Origin of the sequence: Oribacterium sinus, from assembly GCF_963537195.1 — a bacterium.
In the GTDB taxonomy this organism is placed as follows: Bacteria; Bacillota; Clostridia; order Lachnospirales; family Lachnospiraceae; genus Oribacterium; species Oribacterium sinus_A.
Genome location: NZ_CAUTEG010000047.1, coordinates 1 through 17,546, shown reverse-complemented (window position 1 = coordinate 17,546; position 17,546 = coordinate 1). Strand labels below are relative to the sequence as shown.

Sequence of the window (17,546 nt, the reverse complement as noted above, 5' to 3'; positions counted from 1 at the left end):
TTGCATTTATTTGATGAAGAGCTGGAACATATGAAGGCAAAGTATGCATATGAAAACGGTGAGCTTGATAAGGCCTTTGAAATATGGCAGAAACTTGTAAAGATAAAGGCGGTAAGCTTCAGATACTTTGATAATGATGATCCAAAGTATAAAGAGTTCTATAAGTCAAGAAAATAAAACACAAGCACATAGCTTTGAAAATAATTTTATTAGCGACATTGTTGACGATAACTTTGTTATCAGTATCAGCGTGCGGATCCGCACAAAGTGCAGGGACTTCCTCCACAGAGAGTGCGGGGGCAGCCGATGTGAATGCTATAGATATGAATAGTTCGGATGCTTATATGTGTGATTGGAAATATGATACCGGGAAGGGAAATGTTATCACGTTTCATTCAATAAAGGCGGTGCGGGTTATTACGAGCAGTCCACAGAGAAAGATACTAAGTGGGATTATACATGGGAAGTAAAAGAAGGGGTGCTTGTTGCTACAAGGGAAGCCCTGGGGACAAAAATGGTTTATGTCTTCGAGTTCAATGAAGATGGTACGCTGACAAGGTCTTACAATAGGGAAGAGATGGGTCCCTTTGTAAAACAATAAGTAGGAGGATTAGATTATGAAAAAAGGATTGCTTATTATTGCTTTAATGGGAGCGATGGTGTTGACTGCTTGTGGGACATCAACTGATGACGACAATGCGAATGAGTCGTTGAATGAACAAGCAGGGCGGCACAAGCAAGAAGATTATGGATATGCCATACGTTGATTATAACGATGGATATACCTTTGTTGTAGATGATGTTAAGGCTGTCGGCGATAAGAATTACATGACTATGACTGGTTTTTTCTTTGACCCCGATGAAGGAAATCTGACATCTGATCTGAAAGTCCTTGGTTCAGCGTTGAATTGTACAGCATCCATTGTTGTTCCTGGAGAGGTTGTCACAAATGAAGATGCTCCGTTATTGATAGGATTTAATGTTCCTTCTACGGAGGGAACAGATCAGCTCGTGTTTAAGGTTAGATAATTTCAGTGGAAAAGATGTGATCATATATGAAGATTAGTGAACCAAATCCAAACTTAGAGCATATAGAGGCACTTAGGAAACAATTTGTATCTGATTTTGACAGAGATACGCTTGAAGACCTGACCTTAGAGCAATATGCCATGAAGACCGGTGACAAGAAGAATTTCTGCTATCGCTTAGAGCGTGAGCAGATTGGCATGGGTGATATCCGCAACGCTACAGCAATGAAGTTTGGAATATGGGTTCGTAAAACTACCGGGAAATATGATTTTACAAACAGGTATGGAGAGACTGCCGATGAGGCTTTTTCTGTAATCAGAGATGAGTTGTGTAAACTTGTTGATGCCGGTGCTGATGATGACTTCACAGCTATCAGGAATAATATGATTGCGCCTATTGTCAGGTTCAAGATCCTTTCAATGTATTATCCGGATAGATTTCTTACGATTCATTCAGAGAGGCATCTATCGTATTTCTGTGAAAAAGCGGGGATCGCTTTTTCTGAATCCGATGATGAGCTTGTGCTTCAGAGAAAACTGATATTTTGGAAGGAAGCGAAAGCGGAAATCAGAGACTACAGCCTTTTGGAGTATGTGGCGTATCTGTATGACCATTTTGGGGTTCCGCCAACAGTTGATAAGGGACTGGCAAAGAAAAAAAGTAAATTATCACAGCTGAAAAAAGACCTGAAGGATTTTGATAAACAGCATCCAAAGAAGAAACTGACAGAAGTAGAGGTAGTTCAGCGGTCGTCACTGGTATCAAGCATTGTAAAAGAAAGGGCTGCCGGGGTGTGTCAGCTCTGCAATAAACCGGCTCCATTTTACAATAAAAGTGGTGAAGCCTATCTAGAATGCCATCATGTTGTTTGGATTGCAAAGGGCGGTGCTGATGAGGTGAATAATGCTGTGGCATTATGTCCGAATTGCCATAGGAAGATGCATATACTTGATGATTCGGAAGATGTGGAGAAACTGAAGGAGGTTGCTAAATTATTATGAGAGCAGAAATAAAGAGATTCTTATTATGTGCTTTGACCGCAATTCTTTTGTTGTCTACAGTTGCTTGTGGATCTACTAAAACAAAAAAACAAGCACAGACGGAAACGAAAGTGGTATAACTAAGGACGCGGACGATAATCCTGAGTTTGTAGAGGTTGAAATGTCTTTGGATAACATCTACGAATATGTAGATTTTACTCAGACCTCCGATGGGAAGTGGATAGCAATTAATAAAAAGTATGACGAGGGCTATGTAATTTGGAGTGACACTGGGCTGGATATTGCCACAGAAGCAAGATTTGATGAAGACGGCAATCACAATATATTTATGGGTATTTTTTCCTATGCTTATTCTGAAAAGCCGGAGATTACTGATGTCCGAGGAACTTTGACTTTAGCACGAAATGGCCACAGGTACATAGATGATGATGGTAATATGGTCGTTGAGTGCGGGACACAAAAGCTCACATGCACATCAGGAATTAAGAACGATGACAGGGCGCATTATTTTGATGATTTCCCGTATTAGTACTACCGATTTGCTTGATTAGGGGGAAATGATCACAAAAAAATCGAAAAGGATATCAGATAGATTATAATACGGGAATGTTCACAGAAAAAGCGTATCGTTAGATATCATAATAGAAGGAAGGGGTTGTCTATGTTATTAGGATTACTTTTTTTAAATTTGTGGAATAGGTTCGTTGTTGTGGGTATTTAACCTAAAAAAAGAGAGTATGCAAAAAAGTCTGTAAATAAATAATCATAAGGTCTTCTATGATACAATGAAAAATCGCTTTTGCAAATAGTATTTGGGATAGAATGTATATATGCTAAGATACAGCTATAGTTAGAGAATGAGTAGAGGTGATTTGATGAAAGAATCGCTAGAGAACAAACTGAATAACATTCATGAATTGGAATTTACCCTATTTTGTATTGAAAGTTTAGCAGAAGTTTTGCATAAGGATGGAGCAAGTGTTTATCAGGGGCTTAGCAGTGGAAAGAACTTTTTGCAGAACTATATCATACCGGAATACGAGGCGCTTCATACGCAAGGAAAAGAATATATCCTTCAGGAACTTTTGTCTGTGATGAAAGAATGGGGGGTGAAGCTATGAATGCCCATCCCGTTCTTTTACAAAAAAAATATGCCCGCATTATAGCAGGCTTTGCAGAGAAAGAAAAAATGTCTTTAGAAAATGCCTTGGATTTTTTTTATAAATCTGAGCTGTATCAACTCATTAGCCAAGGCATTTCCGATATGCATTGCAGAAGTGACTTATATCTGATTGATGAGCTGGAAGAAGAATATAAGGACTCTCAAAGAAAGTAGTAACGCTATTCCTTCCACTGCAAATGATGTAACGCTCCTTCCTTACTTAAGAAAGGAAAATCCTGCTGCCGAAGGGCTTCATATAAAATGATGGCTACAGAATTGGAAAGATTTAAGGAGCGAGCTTCCTCCAACATGGGAATACGAATACACTGCTCCTCGTTATCCACCAGAATTTCCTCCGGAATGCCTGCGGATTCCTTTCCGAAGACAATGTAATCATTGGGAGAAAAGGAGACCTCCGTGTGAGTTTTATGAGCCTTGGTGGTGGCGTACCAAACCTTGGGAAGGGCAATCTTTCTTTCCTCCTCCACACCTGCCATAAATTCCTCATAGGAAATGTATTCCCGAAGCTTTAGTAAAGGCCAGTAATCCATGCCGGCTTTTTTGATATTTTTATCATTCAAAATAAAACCGTAGGGCTTAATCAGGTGCAGGGTACTTTTGGTTGCCACGCAGGTTCTGCCGATGGCTCCGGTATTAAAGGGGATTTCCGGTTCATGTAAAACGATATTCATAAAGTCTCTCCGATTCTATCCATTATCTTTATGGTTCAGAATATAATATTCTCGGTAATTTGCGGTTCAAAGGACTTAGGAACCAAGCTTTGCCGCCACTTTTTTGGCAATGGAATCCGCCAGGATTTTCTTTTTCTTTGCAGCATCCTCTTCCTTTTCGGAAGCGGAACCTGCCAGGTGCGCACCCTCAATAGCCAAATGTCCGATAGCCTGATATTTTACAGTCTGGTATTCATTTTCATTGCTTTTCCAGTTGGGGCAGTGAGAACGGCTACCCTCCTGCCACATCTTGGCAATTTCATCTTCATCAAATTCGGCCATGCACTCATAGTCTTCCTCTTCATCGTCAAAAGCCAAATTTCTGCATAATTCACATTCACACATGGACTAAACCTCCAAACTTTTCTTCATCGTTGCTTTCTTTGCAGCAGTCTTTTTCTTTCCCACTGTCTTTCTTTCGCCTACAGGCCGCCAGGTCTCCGGATCCTTCTTGCTGGAAGGGCAGAGGTCCTGCAAATAACATTCGCCGCACTTGGGATTCTGAGAAGTACAAAGGGTCCTTCCCAAGGCAATGATGTGGGTGTTCCAACGAATCCAAAACTCCTCCGGAAGATGCTCCATGAGCTGAAACTCTACCTTGGTGGGATCCGGGGAATCCGCCAGTCCCAAACGGTTGGAAATGCGCTTCACATGGGTGTCCACCACGATAGATGGAATATGGTAAATGTTTCCTAAAATCAGATTTCCGGTTTTCCGTCCCACACCGGGAAGGCCGGTTAAGGCTTCGATATTCCGGGGAACTTCTCCTCCATATTCTTCCACCAGCGCTTTGGCGCAGGCCTTCATATTTTTGGCCTTGTTATGATAGAAGCCGGTGGAATGGATATCCTCTTCCAGCTCCTTTAAATCACAATCGACAAAGGCCTGCAAATCTTTATATTTCACAAAAAGTTTTTCCGTCACCATATTTACCCGGGCATCGGTGCATTGGGCACTTAAAATGGTGGCAAAAAGCAACTGCCAGGCATTTTCCGCCTCTAAAAAAATCATGGGCCGGTCCCCATAATGGGCATCCAGCCTCTTCATGATTTCTCGAACTCTCATTTCTCTTTTTTTCTTTGATTCAGAACGAATAAACATTATTTCCTGTATTTCTTTCTATTGATATTTTTTTTAAAATGTACCCGAAGATACCGAAGGGAGAAGCTTAAAATTCAATGGTGATGCTTCTTCCGGTAGGTTGATAGGGGTAATAGCGTACACCGGCAGCGTCCAACATTCTCTTGGAAGCCTTTACCGCAGGAGTATCCGCATACTTATCTTCCCAGTATACCAAAGTCTTGATGCCGGATTGGATAATGGCCTTTGCACACTCATTGCAGGGGAAGAGGGTAACATAGATGGTAGCCCCCTCTAAAGAACCGCCCCTATAATTTAAAATGGCATTCAATTCCGCATGGGTTACATAAAAATACTTGGCGTTATAGGGATCCTGCTCTGCCTTCATTTTCGCCCAAGGAAAAATGTCGTCTGAGCAACCCTTTGGGAAGCCGTTGTAGCCCATGGAGAGAATCTTATGATCCGGGGAAACGATGCAGGCTCCTACCTGGGTGGAGGGGTCCTTGGAACGGTGGGCGGATAGCGTACAGATTCCCATAAAATACTCATCCCAGGAAATCGCGTCCTGCCGCTTTTCATTTTCACTCATAGAAAACCCTCCTTTTCATCGAAAAAACATGTATTCTTTAGGCTCTAATGATAGCAAAAGGCAGGGGGAATGGAAAGAGCGAATTCAAAAAAGAAAATAAGAAAAAGATTAAAAAAGATGTAATGATAAACACTATATATTTTAAGTTCTGTCCGATAGGATAAATGCTAATAATTAGGGAAGCCTTATGCAGAAAGAGGAAAATGACCAAAAGGAAGGCTTCTGCGGAAAATGATGCTGCGAACAGGGACAGTGAGGAGGTCATAGATGAATCCATACGAAAACAAAAGCTTAAAGACTAAGGGCATAAAGCTACTGCTGTTCTTGCTATTTCCCCTTCTTTTCAGTCTGCAAAGCTACGCCTCTCCCATAAAAGGAGACAGGAGAACCGCATTAAGCTTTGGAGAAAATGGAGAATATCTGGATGCGGAGCAATATGCCAAGGATAATCCGGATGTGCTGGAGGCCTACGGAATGAATCCCTCCGCCTTTTGGAGCCATTACCTGTACTTCGGAATTAAGGAAGGACGGCGTGCCTACGGCTTGAATGCCTCTTCTCCCGAGGCGGTGGCAAAGCTTAAGGTCTTCACCGTAGCGGAGCAGATTTGCAATGACGCCATGAGTGACAGGGAGAAGGTGAAGGCGGTTCATGACTGGATTATTCAGCAGACCAAGTATGATATTGAGAATCAGAGAAGACGAACCATTCCGGAGGATTCCTACCATATCGAAGGCGTGATGCTGAAGGGTGTTGCAGTATGTAACGGCTATGTGGAAGCCTTTGATTATTTTATGGAGGTTCTGGGCATTCCCCATGAGGTTGTGGTAGGAAAGTCCGTTGGCAGAAGTGGTGCAGTAGGCAGCCATGCCTGGAACAGGGTTTGGATTGACGGAAAATGGCTTTCTGTGGATTGTACCTGGGATGATCCGGTGACGGAGGATGGAGAAAATCAGATTATCGACAAATATTTTCTTCGAACAGAGGAGGAAATTGCCGGCAATCATATCACAGAAAAAATTTTCAAAAATTATCAAAATAGAAAAGTTAAATCTTAAAGTATTTCTGACGAATTTAATAACATTTTGGAGAAATATTGAGAATGCCGATGGCTTATGTTAAGATTTCTCTCGGAAAAGAACTTTTTAAGAAATAATACAAACAAGTGAATTTCTAAGGAAGAGTACTGAGAAAGTAAGTACGGAAGTAAAGGAGAGAAAGATGAAAAGAATGGGAAGAAAAGGAAGTCTTTTGGCATTGGGATTGGGAGCAGCTTTACTGGTATCTGCCATTCCTGCAGTGGCGGCTCCCTTAAACACAGAAGGAAGCTGGAAGCAGGAGGCGGGACAGTGGTCTTTCGTAAAGCCTGACGGAAGCAAGTATCAGGGTTGGATTTATACTGACGGAAGCTGGTTCTTCTTAAAGGAGGACGGCACTTTATTCTCCGGTTGGCAGAAGAATGATGCCGGAAAATGGTTCTTTATGAGCACTTTACACGACGGTACCTTCGGAAAGCTTCTTCAGGGCTGGCAGTGGGTAGGAGGATATTCCTACTACTTACAAGAGGAGGAAGGTCCTAAGTTCGGAGAGCTTTTGGTTTCTTCCGAGAAGGACGGCTATAAGGTAGATGCTGAGGGACATTGGGTAAATGCTGACGGCACTCCCGTATATGAGGCCGGAAAGGGATATCCTTCCGTAGAGCAGAAGCAGAGCACAGAGGCGGCAGCAAGCACCACTCCCACAAAGACCATTATCAGCTTCTCCGGCGGCGGAAGCGGTTCCGGATCAGGAGGGGCAGGAGGCGCAGCCGGCAAGAAAAATGGCGCTAAGGCCAGCAGCTCCAACCTTCCAAAGCCTGTAGTTTCCGGCTCCAACCTGGTAGCCAGCGGTTCCAATATGGGACATTAAAAAAGGTTTTTCAGAAGAAAAATTTCTCAGAACGATAGTTTTAGAAAGGACAGGGATGTCTTTTCACGAGGAGATGGCTCGCAGGCAGAAGAGCCCTTGCAAAAGGGGTTTATATCATGGACGATGAGAAGCAGAGCATAAACATCTCCTCGCATTTAAAAGAGGCTATATAAAATCAAAATAGTTTTTTACGCAATATAGGTCTGAAGTCGGGGCACGCTCCCGCTAGCTTCGCCACGAAGCGGATACTAAGCGAAAAACTGCGTTTCTCTTGTTTTTCGCAAGTACCGTCGGGCTCAGACTACCCCATTTTCAGACCTATATTGCTAAAAACTTTCTTTTAATTTTGATTTATATAGCCTCTTTTTGTACGGAAATTGTTATTCTTGCTTCCGCATCGTCCTGAAGATCGCTTTTGCAATCTCTACAAAAATGATAATACTGAAGGAAATTCCGAAAACGATTCCCCACTGCATAAGGCTTGGAGGAGTTACATCGAAGAACTGATTGATTCCGGGAGTAACGATTACGCCTAAAAGCAGGAAGGCGGAAAGCAGTGCTGCACCGTTTAAGTAAATATTGTCCAAAGGATTTCCATTGAAAAGGGAGCGGAAAACGGACTTTACGTTAAAGGCATGGAAGAGCTGTAAAAGTCCCAGGGTAGCAAAGGCCATGGTCTCGGAAAGATTTTCCTCGTGGAAATACTGTCCTGCCATCCAATAGATGAACAGGGTCAGTCCGCCTTCCAAAACACCTTGGTAAAGAATACTTTCCAGTACACCGTTGGAGAGGAAGCTGGAGCTTTTTTCTCTGGGCTTTCTCTGCATTACATCCGGCTCAGCCTTTTCCATTCCTAAAGCGATAGCCGGGAAAACGTCAGTTACCAAGTTAATCCAAAGGATGTGTACCGGCTGTAAGATGGTCCAGCCCAAAAGGGTTGCCACAAAGAGGGTAATGACCTCTCCGAAGTTTGCGGAAAGCAGGTACTGTACCGCCTTTTGAATATTGGAGAAAACCTTTCGTCCTTCTTCAATGGCCACCACAATGGTTTCAAAGTTATCGTCTGCCAGCACCATGTCGGAAGCACCCTTGGAAACTTCCGTTCCGGTGATTCCCATACCTACACCGATATCCGCCTGTTTTAAGGCAGGGGCATCATTTACACCGTCACCGGTCATGGAAACAATCTTTCCGTTCTTCTGCCATGCTCTCACGATTCGAACCTTATGCTCCGGAGAAACTCTGGCGTAAACGGAAATCTCCGGAACCTTCTTCTCCAGCTCCTCATCGGACATCATTTCCAGCTCAGCGCCGGTTAATACGTGGCAACGGTTATCCTCTCCCATAGGAAGAATGCCTAAACGCTCGGCAATGGCCTGGGCGGTTTCCGCATGGTCGCCGGTAATCATTACGGTACGAACGCCGGCTCCCTTGGCTACGGCAATCGCTGCCGCCGCTTCCTTTCGCTCAGGGTCAATCATGCCCACAAGACCGGCAAAAATCAGGTTTTGCTCCACCTCCTCGGAACGGGGAGAGTCCGGTACGGCATTACAAATCTGATAAGCAGCTGCCAAGACACGAAGAGCCTCTCTTGCCATTTTGGTATTTTCGGAGAGAATGGCTTTTCTATCCTCCTCCGTTAAGGGGCGAACTTCTCCATTTTCCACGATATGACTACAACGCTGTAAAAGCTGGTCCGGCGCACCCTTGGTGCAAAGGAGGAATTCTCCTCCCATGGGATGGAAGGTGCTCATCAGCTTTCTGCTTGAATCAAAGGGCAGCTCCTGCACACGAGGGTACTTGCTCTCATTTTCCTGAAGAGGAAAATGCTGATCTAAGGCAAACTGTACCATAGCGGTTTCTGTAGGATCGCCAATCAGCTTTCCTTCCCCATCCAGCTTGCTGTCATTTGCCAAAACAAGACTGCGAAGGAGGGGATTCTCCGCGGGGATTTCCACGCTTCGATCCTGCAATTTTCCGTCAAAATACACTTTCTCAATGGTCATCTGGTTCAGCGTCAGGGTTCCGGTTTTATCGGAGCAGATCACCTGAGTACCTCCCAGAGTCTCCACCGCCGGAAGGGTACGCACCAGCGCCTTTCTTTCCGCCATGGAACGGGTTCCCAGAGAGAGGATGATGGTGGAAATGGCAGGTAAGCCTTCAGGAATAGCGGCTACCGCCAAGGAGATGGATACCAGGAGCATATCGGTAATGGCTCTTCCCCGAAGCAGTCCCACAACAAAGGTTACTGCAGCAATGGCCAAAATCATAATGGTTAAGCTCTTTCCCAAACGGTCCTGATCCCTTTGTAAAGGGGTCTTGGTCTTTTCCGCATGGGCCAGCATATTGGCGATATGTCCCACCTCCGTGTCCATACCGATGGCGGTAACTACTGCTACGGCACGACCGTAGGTCACATTGGTGCCGGAGTAAACCATGTTTTTCCGGTCGCCGATTCCCGCATCCTCCAAAGTAATGGGGGCAATGTCCTTATCCACGGGAACGGATTCTCCGGTAAGAGCCGCCTCCTCTACCTTCAGGGAGTTGGCTTCCAAGAGACGCATATCCGCAGGAACGATATCTCCTGCCTCCAAAAGCACGATATCCCCGGGAACAAGCTCATGGGACTTGATGGTTTCCACATTGCCGTTTCGGCGAACCTTGGCATCCGGAGAAGCCATTTCCTTTAAGGCGTCAATGGCTTCCTCCGCCTTTGCCTCCTGAATAACTCCCATGATGGCATTTAAAACCACCACCAAAAGGATAATCACCGCATCATGCCACTCGTGGCTGGCAAAGAGGGATACTGCAGCGGCGGCCAAAAGAATGATAATCATAAAATCTTTAAATTGCTCTATAAATTTTTCTAATAGAGAAGAATGCTTCTCCACCTCCAGAGCATTACTGCCGTACTCCGCCTGTCTTTTGGCTACATCAACGGAGGACAGACCTGTTTCCACCGGACTTTCCACGGCTCTCAGCAGCTCCGGAATTTCCATTTGATAAGCCTTGTCCTGCCATACTTTTCTTGTGCTTTTCTGTTCCATCTTTTGATCCTTCATTTTCCTTTACCCTTTCTCCCTAGGTTTTCATAAGAGGCAAGAGTCCGATTGCTTCTAACAATGAGATATCCTGCTGTGTGCCGGCGCTCTCTATAGAATAAAAAGAGACCCATGCCACTCAGAAAAACTGGGTTGCATAAGTCTCACATTTTCAGTAGATACCAGCAGTTTCCTGCATGTAATGTTGATATCCACGAGCTAGGCTCTTGTTACTCCCTTATGAAATATATAACGGGGATAGTATAGTGGGACTTAGGAAAAAAAGCAAGTGAAATTTTAACAATAATTTAAACCGGCAGTCCGAGCGCTGTTCTTTCTATATAAGAAAGCTTCTTTTTCATTTCACAAAAAAATCACAAAAGAATTAGCACTCATCACTTGACAGTGCTAACAATGCGTGTATAATGGAGCTATCTTAAGGAAAATAAAGGAGGTACTCCTATGAACATTAATCGTTTTACCCAAAAATCCGTTGAAAGTATCAACAACAGCCAAAAGATTGCTATGGACCACGGCAATCAAGCCATTGAACAGCTTCATATTTTATATAGTTTGTTAGACATTGAAGACAGCCTGATTGAAAAGCTTCTGGAAAAGATGGAAGTTCCGGTAGAAGACTTTAAGAGAGCGCTGGAAGAGAAGATTAACAGCCTGCCTAAGGTTGCCGGGGGACAGCAGTATTTTTCCCAGGACGCCAATAAGGTTATGATGAATGCGGAAGACCATGCCAAAGCCATGGGAGATGAATATGTTTCCGTAGAGCATCTTTTCCTGGCTCTCCTAAAGGATGGAGATAAGAAGATTCAGGAGCTTTTCAAAGAATTTCATATTACAAAGGACGGCTTCTTACAGGCTCTGTCCTCCGTTCGAGGCAATCAGAAGGTAGTTACCGACAATCCGGAAGGCACCTACGATTCTTTGAACAAATATGGTTATGAAATGGTGGAAAGAGCCAGACAGCAGAAGTTTGACCCCATTATCGGAAGAGATGAGGAAATTCGTAATATCATCCGTATTCTTTCCAGAAAGCAGAAGAATAACCCCTGCTTAATCGGAGAACCGGGGGTTGGTAAAACCGCTGCGGTAGAGGGCTTGGCCCAAAGAATTGCCAAGGAAGATGTGCCGGATTCCTTGAAAAAGAAGAAGATTTTCGCCCTGGATATGGGTGCATTGATTGCCGGCGCTAAATATAGAGGAGAGTTTGAAGAAAGATTAAAGGCAGTTTTGGATGAGGTGAAGAAGTCCGAGGGAGAAATCCTGCTCTTCATCGATGAGATTCACAACATTGTAGGAGCCGGAAAAACCGAAGGCTCCATGGATGCCGGAAATCTCTTAAAACCCATGCTGGCCAGAGGAGAGCTTCATTGTATCGGAGCCACCACTCTGGATGAATATAGAAAATATATTGAAAAAGACCCGGCTTTGGAAAGACGTTTTCAGCCTGTCATGGTGGACGAGCCGGATGTGGAAGACACCATTTCCATCCTTCGAGGCATTAAGGAACGTTATGAGGTTTACCACGGAGTAAAGATTACCGACTCCGCATTGGTTGCAGCTGCTACCCTTTCCGACCGTTACATTTCTGATAGATTCCTGCCGGATAAGGCCATTGACCTTGTGGATGAAGCCTGTGCCATGATAAAAACCGAGATGGATTCCATGCCAGAGGAAATGGACGAGATGCAAAGAAGGATTTTGCAGCTCCAGATTGAGGAACTGGCTTTAAAGAAGGAAGAAGATCAGCTTTCCAAGGAAAGACTGGCCACCCTGCAGAAGGAGCTTTCCGAGCTTAGGGATCAGTTTAATGTGCAGAAGGCCCAGTGGGAAAATGAAAAGAACGCCGTATCCAAGCTTCAGACTCTTCGTGAAAAGAAGAATCAGTTGCAGGCAGAGATAAACATTGCGGTTCAAAAAGGAGAGTATGAGCAGGCTTCGAAGTTGCAATATCAGGATCTTCCGCAAGTTGAGAAAGAGCTTGTAGAGGCAGAGGAACTTGCGCAGTCTAAGGAAGCCCAGGGCTTGGTACACGACAAGGTGACAGAGGAAGAAATCGCCAAAATCATCAGCCGTTGGACCGGCATTCCGGTAACCAAGTTAAACGAGTCCGAGCGTTCCAAGGTACTTCATCTGGATGATGAAATCCATGAGAGACTCATTGGACAGGAAGAGGCGGTGACCAAGGTCACAGAGGCTATTCTTCGTTCCAAGGCCGGAATCAAGGATCCCACAAAGCCCATTGGTTCCTTCCTCTTCTTAGGACCTACCGGTGTGGGTAAGACGGAGCTTGCCAAGTCCCTTGCCCAGAACCTCTTTGATGATGAAAATGCCATGGTTCGTATCGATATGTCCGAGTACATGGAGAAGTACTCCGTGTCCCGTTTGATTGGTGCGGCTCCCGGCTATGTAGGCTACGAAGAGGGAGGACAGCTGACAGAGGCGGTTCGGAGAAAGCCCTATGCGGTAGTGCTCTTTGATGAAATCGAGAAAGCCCATCCGGATGTATTCAACATTCTCTTACAGGTGCTGGACGACGGACGAATCACCGATTCTCAGGGACGGACGGTGGACTTTAAGAACACCATCATTATCCTGACCTCCAATATCGGTGCCCAGACCCTACTGGATGGTATTTCTGAAAACGGAGACATTCCGGAGAATGTGCGGAAGGAAGTTATGGAAGCCCTTCACGGCCATTTCCGTCCGGAGTTCCTGAATCGTTTGGACGAAATCATTCTCTTCAAGCCTTTGGTACAGAAGGATATGGAAAGAATCGCAGACCTTATCCTGAAGGACATCAACAAGCGTTTGCAGGAGCGTCGTCTGCATATCCATCTTCAGAAGGAAGCTTTGGACTTCATTTTGGAAAATGCCTATGAGCCCGGCTTCGGTGCAAGACCGCTGAAGCGTTATATGCAAAAGCATGTGGAAACCCTGGTGGCTAAGGAAATCCTGGAAGACAGGGTAAAAGAAGGCGATACTATAGAAATCCGTTTGCAGGACGGAAAACTAACTGCGGCGGTGGGTTAATAAAGATGGCTTGCTCTTCATAAGGAAGCGCTTGCATAGAATAAGAAAAAGAGATAGCGGAAGGGGATAGTACAGCCCTTTCTGCTATCTTTTTGATTATGCGCAGGGTTAGAGATGCCCCAATCTTTGACTATGCGCAGGTATAGAGATGCCCCAATCTTTGATTATGCGCAGGTATAGAGATGCCCTATTCTTTGATTATGCGCAGGTATAGGAATTTTTCTGACAAGCAGTTTAGGTGAATCAAATAATTTTGTATTTTTACTTGTAATTTTTACAGATTAAAAATACAATAAAAATGTGATTATAAAGCACAAAAATACTAATAAAAATGTGAGGATTGTTTTTATGGAACGATTTATTTTAAAAAAATTGCTGTCTTGGAAGAATTCTCCCTATCGCAAGCCATTAATCTTGAAGGGCGTACGTCAGGTGGGTAAGACTTGGATTCTGAAAGAGTTCGGCAGGCGCTATTATGAAAATACAGCTTACTTTAACTTCGACGAAAATGAAGAGTATAAGCAATTTTTTGAAACGACTAAGGATGTGAATCGGATTCTACAAAACCTTATGCTGGCAAGTGGTCAAAAAATTGTGCCTGAAAAAACCCTTATTATTTTTGATGAGGTACAGGATTGCCCGAAGGTCATCAACACCATGAAGTATTTTTGCGAGAACGCACCGCAGTATCACCTTGCCTGCGCCGGTTCTCTGTTGGGTATTGCTCTAGCGAAACCCTCCTCTTTTCCGGTGGGTAAGGTCAACTTTATGCAGATTGACCCGATGACCTTTAATGAATTCCTACTTGCCAACGGTGATGAAAATCTGGCACAGTATCTGGAACAGGTGGACAGTCTTGAACCCATCCCTGATGCCTTCTTTAATCCGCTGTATGAGAAGTTGAAAATGTACTATGTCACCGGTGGTATGCCGGAGTCGGTATTGATGTGGACGGAGGCACGGGATGTTTCTGCCATGCAGGAAGCATTGTCCGGAATCATCGGAGCCTATGAGCGAGATTTTGCAAAACATCCTAATCTCAGCGAGTTCCCGAAAATCTCAATGATTTGGAAATCTATTCCTTCTCAACTGGCAAAAGAGAACAAGAAGTTCCTCTATAAAGTGGTCAAGGAAGGAGCACGAGCCCGTGAGTACGAGGATGCCTTGCAATGGCTGGTAGATGCCCGTTTAGTGCATAAAATTTATCGCAGCTCAGCTCCCGGTCTGCCAATTGCAGCTTACGATGACTTGTCTGCCTTCAAGATTTATCTGGTGGATGTGGGACTGCTCCGCCGTCTGGCACAGTTGGCTCCCACTGCCTTTGGCGAAGGTAATCGCCTTTTTACTGAATTCAAAGGCGCATTAACCGAAAACTTTGTGTTGCAGACTTTAATTACTCAGTTTGAAGTCATGCCCCGTTATTGGAGCCAGAACAACCCGCCTTACGAAGTGGACTTTCTCATTCAGCGGGAGAATGACATCTTTCCCGTGGAGGTCAAATCCGAAACCAACACAAGCAGCAAGAGTATGAAGAAGCTCAAGGAACTGTTCCCTGATAAGGTTAAGCTCCGCATCCGTTTCTCATTGGACAATCTGAAACTGGACGATGATGTGCTGAATATCCCGCTGTTTATGGCAGATCAGGCGGATCAATTGATTGGGTTGGCATTGGAAAAGATGGAGCAATGATGAATATAGCTAAACTATATTGACCTAAAATTAAAAAGCATTGATTCTATTTTTTGTTTTTGCAAAATAGAGTATAATGCTAGGGAATACAAATTTAAAACTTTTGCATTACCCTGATGTAATCTAAAAAAACAACCTGAAGGGAGAAGACAACTATGGTGAAAACAGAATCAATCACAATACAAGTGCCGGTAGAAATGCGTAAGTATCTGGAAGAGCTTTCACCGGAGTCGGAACTGAGAAGAAATGCACTTTTGCTATATCCCTATATTTTAAATCAAAGTATTTCTCATGGAAGAGCGGCAGAAATACTTGGAATTGGGAAAACAGAACTCCTTGATATCTATGATAAGCTAGGGTATTCCTATTTGGATTTGATTCAAGATGAATTGGAAGAAGATATAGATACATATCTTCAACTCAAAAAGAAGGGGTAAATAAAATGATAGTTGTCTCAGATACAACGCCCATTATCTCTCTTTTGAAAATTGATAGATTGGAAATTTTGGAAAAATTATTTGGCGAAGTTGTTCTTCCGGAAGAGGTATTTACGGAATTAACTTCGAATAAACGTTACCGGACAGAAGCAGATAAAATTAAGTCTAAGAACTTTATCACGACTAAAAACATATTAAACGTTGCATCTGTATATATATTAAAACGGGCAACAGGCTTAGACCTAGGGGAAAGTGCGGCAATTATTCTTACGGATGAGATACAAGCAGATTTGCTTTTAATGGATGAGATAAAGGGAAGAAACGTATCTAAGCAAATGGGGCATAGAATCATGGGGACAATCGGAGTTCTAATGGCTGCTTATGAGGAAAATGAACTAACAGCAGAAGAAGTAAAGGAGTGTATAGAGGGTCTTAAATTAGCAGGCCGCCATATTGGGCAAAAATATTATCGTTTATTACTAGAGAAGCTTAAGGAAGAAAATTAAGTTCTTAAGGGGAACCTACTAAGGATAAGAAAAAAGAAGATAGCAGAAGGGGATATTACAGCCCTGTTTGCTATCTTTTTGATTATGCGCAGGTATAGGAATGCCCTAATCTTTGATTATGCGCGGATAAGAAGTAAGAAAGTGGTAGTCAACTAAAAGTTGACTACCACTAAGCATGGCATAATCAGCAATAGACTTAGGATAGTATAAGCTTGAAAAATATGGAGAAAATCAAGGAGTAATAAAAGAGAAGGGAACTGTCAACTATTCGTTGACAGTTCAAGAAGATTCTATTTTTCTTTTGAAAGTTGGAAAAACTAATAATAAATGTTGTAAAAGCTAACAAAGCAAACTATAGTAGCAGATATCTATGCAGGGAGGAAGAATTATGACGGCTATTCATGATCGAATTAAGAATTACAGAAACCGGCTTCATCTTTCACAGGAGTACGTAGCTAAATTTTTGGGAATTAACCGTGCATCATATACCCAGATGGAAAATGGAAAAAGGAAAGTTACAGCAGAAGATGTTTCGAAGCTGAGCGAGTTATTTGGCGTAACGGCAGATGCAATTTTAAGTAATAATAAGATGAGTAAACCGGCAACGGTATTTGCAAGAAGCTTTGAGAAGTTGGATGAAAATGATCAAGCTGAAATCATGAATTTAATTAAGTTTAAAGAACAGATGAAAATGCAGAGGAGTTAAATGATTGCTTTTTACTCAAATGCATAAGTATCTGGAAGAACTTTCACCGGAGTTAGAAATGAGAATAAATGCACTTTTGCTATATCCCTATATTTTAAACCAAAGCATTTCTTATGGAAGAGCAGCAGAAATACTTGGAATTGGGAAATCAGAACTCCTTGATATCTATGATAAGCTAGGGTATTCCTATTTGGATTTGATTCAAGATGAATTGGAAGAAGACTTAGAAACATTTCGTCAAATTAAAGAAAAATGCAAAAAACTATAGAAAATTTATAGAGATAGGAGTGATGATATTGAACAAAAAAGATTTAACTATCATAAGTGATAAAGAGTATATACAAATGCTTGAAAAAATTTTATGAAATGTATTCCCCATTAAATCGTCCACAGCTTGTGGACGATTTACGAATATTACAAAGCAGTGGAAATTTTGATAAGATTTTTAGTATCCCTTGGGGGCATCAAAGATATATTACAAATAATTTGCCTGCTTTAAAAAGCGATTTGGCCAATGAAATGACAAGAATTGCTAATGATTCCTTGACAGATTTAACAGTGATGTAAAGCTAAATTGAAAAAGTAAATTCCAGTGCAGAAGTAAATTCTACCGAGCTTAAA

At 43.1% G+C, this 17,546-nt stretch carries 20 protein-coding genes; 15 read left to right on the top strand and 5 right to left on the bottom strand.

What is annotated here, in order from left to right; translation table 11 throughout:
* Positions 1-617 precede the first annotated feature (617 nt).
* The 6 genes from RYL27_RS06745 (at position 618) to RYL27_RS06720 (ending at position 3,366) form a co-directional block, all read left to right on the top strand.
* Entirely contained in the window at positions 618-767 is a 150-nt protein-coding gene (locus RYL27_RS06745; RefSeq protein ID WP_156778175.1) for a hypothetical protein, read from the top strand.
* Entirely contained in the window at positions 754-1,029 is a 276-nt protein-coding gene (locus tag RYL27_RS06740; RefSeq protein WP_040649627.1) for a hypothetical protein, read from the top strand. The genes RYL27_RS06745 and RYL27_RS06740 overlap by 14 nt, the downstream gene beginning before the upstream one ends.
* Positions 1,030-1,055: 26 nt before the next feature.
* Complete coding sequence (locus tag RYL27_RS06735) at positions 1,056-2,030, top strand: HNH endonuclease (RefSeq protein WP_007158229.1); 975 nt, start codon at positions 1,056-1,058, stop codon at positions 2,028-2,030.
* A 160-nt stretch (positions 2,031-2,190) separates the two neighbouring features.
* On the top strand, positions 2,191-2,559 hold the full coding sequence (locus tag RYL27_RS06730) for a hypothetical protein (protein WP_314966094.1): 369 nt from the start codon (positions 2,191-2,193) through the stop codon (positions 2,557-2,559).
* Positions 2,560-2,905: 346 nt separating this feature from the next.
* Positions 2,906-3,151, top strand: coding sequence for a DUF3791 domain-containing protein (locus tag RYL27_RS06725; RefSeq protein WP_040649625.1), 246 nt, complete (start codon positions 2,906-2,908; stop codon positions 3,149-3,151).
* Complete coding sequence (locus RYL27_RS06720; protein ID WP_040649623.1) at positions 3,148-3,366, top strand: DUF3791 domain-containing protein; 219 nt, start codon at positions 3,148-3,150, stop codon at positions 3,364-3,366. The genes RYL27_RS06725 and RYL27_RS06720 overlap by 4 nt, the downstream gene beginning before the upstream one ends.
* Before the next feature lie 5 nt (positions 3,367-3,371).
* On the opposite strand, the gene RYL27_RS06715 is transcribed toward RYL27_RS06720, so the two are convergent.
* The 4 genes from RYL27_RS06715 to RYL27_RS06700 all read right to left on the bottom strand — a co-directional run bounded on the left by RYL27_RS06715 (position 3,372) and on the right by RYL27_RS06700 (position 5,592).
* The gene (locus tag RYL27_RS06715; RefSeq protein ID WP_007158225.1) at positions 3,372-3,884 is read right to left on the bottom strand and encodes a tRNA (cytidine(34)-2'-O)-methyltransferase; all 513 of its coding nucleotides are present in this window, start codon (positions 3,882-3,884) and stop codon (positions 3,372-3,374) included.
* Positions 3,885-3,959: 75 nt separating this feature from the next.
* On the bottom strand, positions 3,960-4,268 hold the full coding sequence (locus RYL27_RS06710) for a DUF6472 family protein (protein ID WP_314966091.1): 309 nt from the start codon (positions 4,266-4,268) through the stop codon (positions 3,960-3,962).
* A 3-nt stretch (positions 4,269-4,271) separates the two neighbouring features.
* Positions 4,272-5,024: an endonuclease III gene (gene nth / locus RYL27_RS06705; RefSeq protein ID WP_007158223.1), complete on the bottom strand. Its 753-nt coding sequence runs from the start codon at positions 5,022-5,024 to the stop codon at positions 4,272-4,274.
* A 67-nt stretch (positions 5,025-5,091) separates the two neighbouring features.
* Positions 5,092-5,592: a deoxycytidylate deaminase gene (locus tag RYL27_RS06700; protein WP_314966089.1), complete on the bottom strand. Its 501-nt coding sequence runs from the start codon at positions 5,590-5,592 to the stop codon at positions 5,092-5,094.
* A 267-nt stretch (positions 5,593-5,859) separates the two neighbouring features.
* Between RYL27_RS06700 and RYL27_RS06695 the strand changes: the two genes are divergently transcribed.
* Together RYL27_RS06695 and RYL27_RS06690 are read left to right on the top strand one after the other, a co-directional pair.
* A complete protein-coding gene (locus RYL27_RS06695) occupies positions 5,860-6,648 on the top strand; it encodes a transglutaminase domain-containing protein (RefSeq protein WP_314966087.1) in 789 nt (262 codons plus the stop codon).
* A 163-nt stretch (positions 6,649-6,811) separates the two neighbouring features.
* Positions 6,812-7,498: a hypothetical protein gene (locus RYL27_RS06690; protein WP_304072648.1), complete on the top strand. Its 687-nt coding sequence runs from the start codon at positions 6,812-6,814 to the stop codon at positions 7,496-7,498.
* A 380-nt stretch (positions 7,499-7,878) separates the two neighbouring features.
* Here the strand turns inward: RYL27_RS06690 and RYL27_RS06685 are convergent, their stop codons facing one another.
* Entirely contained in the window at positions 7,879-10,560 is a 2,682-nt protein-coding gene (locus RYL27_RS06685; protein ID WP_314966085.1) for a cation-translocating P-type ATPase, read from the bottom strand.
* 441 nt (positions 10,561-11,001) lie between these two features.
* Here RYL27_RS06685 and clpB point away from each other — a divergent pair, with 441 nt between their 5' ends.
* From clpB to RYL27_RS06650, 7 genes are all read left to right on the top strand, one after another.
* Positions 11,002-13,587: an ATP-dependent chaperone ClpB gene (gene clpB / locus RYL27_RS06680; RefSeq protein WP_314966084.1), complete on the top strand. Its 2,586-nt coding sequence runs from the start codon at positions 11,002-11,004 to the stop codon at positions 13,585-13,587.
* 348 nt (positions 13,588-13,935) lie between these two features.
* Positions 13,936-15,276, top strand: a complete 1,341-nt coding sequence (locus tag RYL27_RS06675) for an ATP-binding protein (RefSeq protein ID WP_314966082.1) — start codon at positions 13,936-13,938, stop codon at positions 15,274-15,276.
* 155 nt (positions 15,277-15,431) lie between these two features.
* A complete protein-coding gene (locus tag RYL27_RS06670; protein WP_314966080.1) occupies positions 15,432-15,713 on the top strand; it encodes a hypothetical protein in 282 nt (93 codons plus the stop codon).
* Positions 15,714-15,718: 5 nt separating this feature from the next.
* Positions 15,719-16,219: a DUF3368 domain-containing protein gene (locus tag RYL27_RS06665; RefSeq protein ID WP_314966078.1), complete on the top strand. Its 501-nt coding sequence runs from the start codon at positions 15,719-15,721 to the stop codon at positions 16,217-16,219.
* Positions 16,220-16,589: 370 nt separating this feature from the next.
* The gene (locus RYL27_RS06660) at positions 16,590-16,925 is read left to right on the top strand and encodes a helix-turn-helix domain-containing protein (RefSeq protein ID WP_314966076.1); all 336 of its coding nucleotides are present in this window, start codon (positions 16,590-16,592) and stop codon (positions 16,923-16,925) included.
* Between the two features lie 19 nt (positions 16,926-16,944).
* Positions 16,945-17,193, top strand: a complete 249-nt coding sequence (locus RYL27_RS06655; RefSeq protein WP_314966097.1) for a hypothetical protein — start codon at positions 16,945-16,947, stop codon at positions 17,191-17,193.
* 80 nt (positions 17,194-17,273) lie between these two features.
* Positions 17,274-17,492, top strand: coding sequence for a hypothetical protein (locus tag RYL27_RS06650; RefSeq protein WP_314966075.1), 219 nt, complete (start codon positions 17,274-17,276; stop codon positions 17,490-17,492).
* Positions 17,493-17,546: the final 54 nt, after the last annotated feature.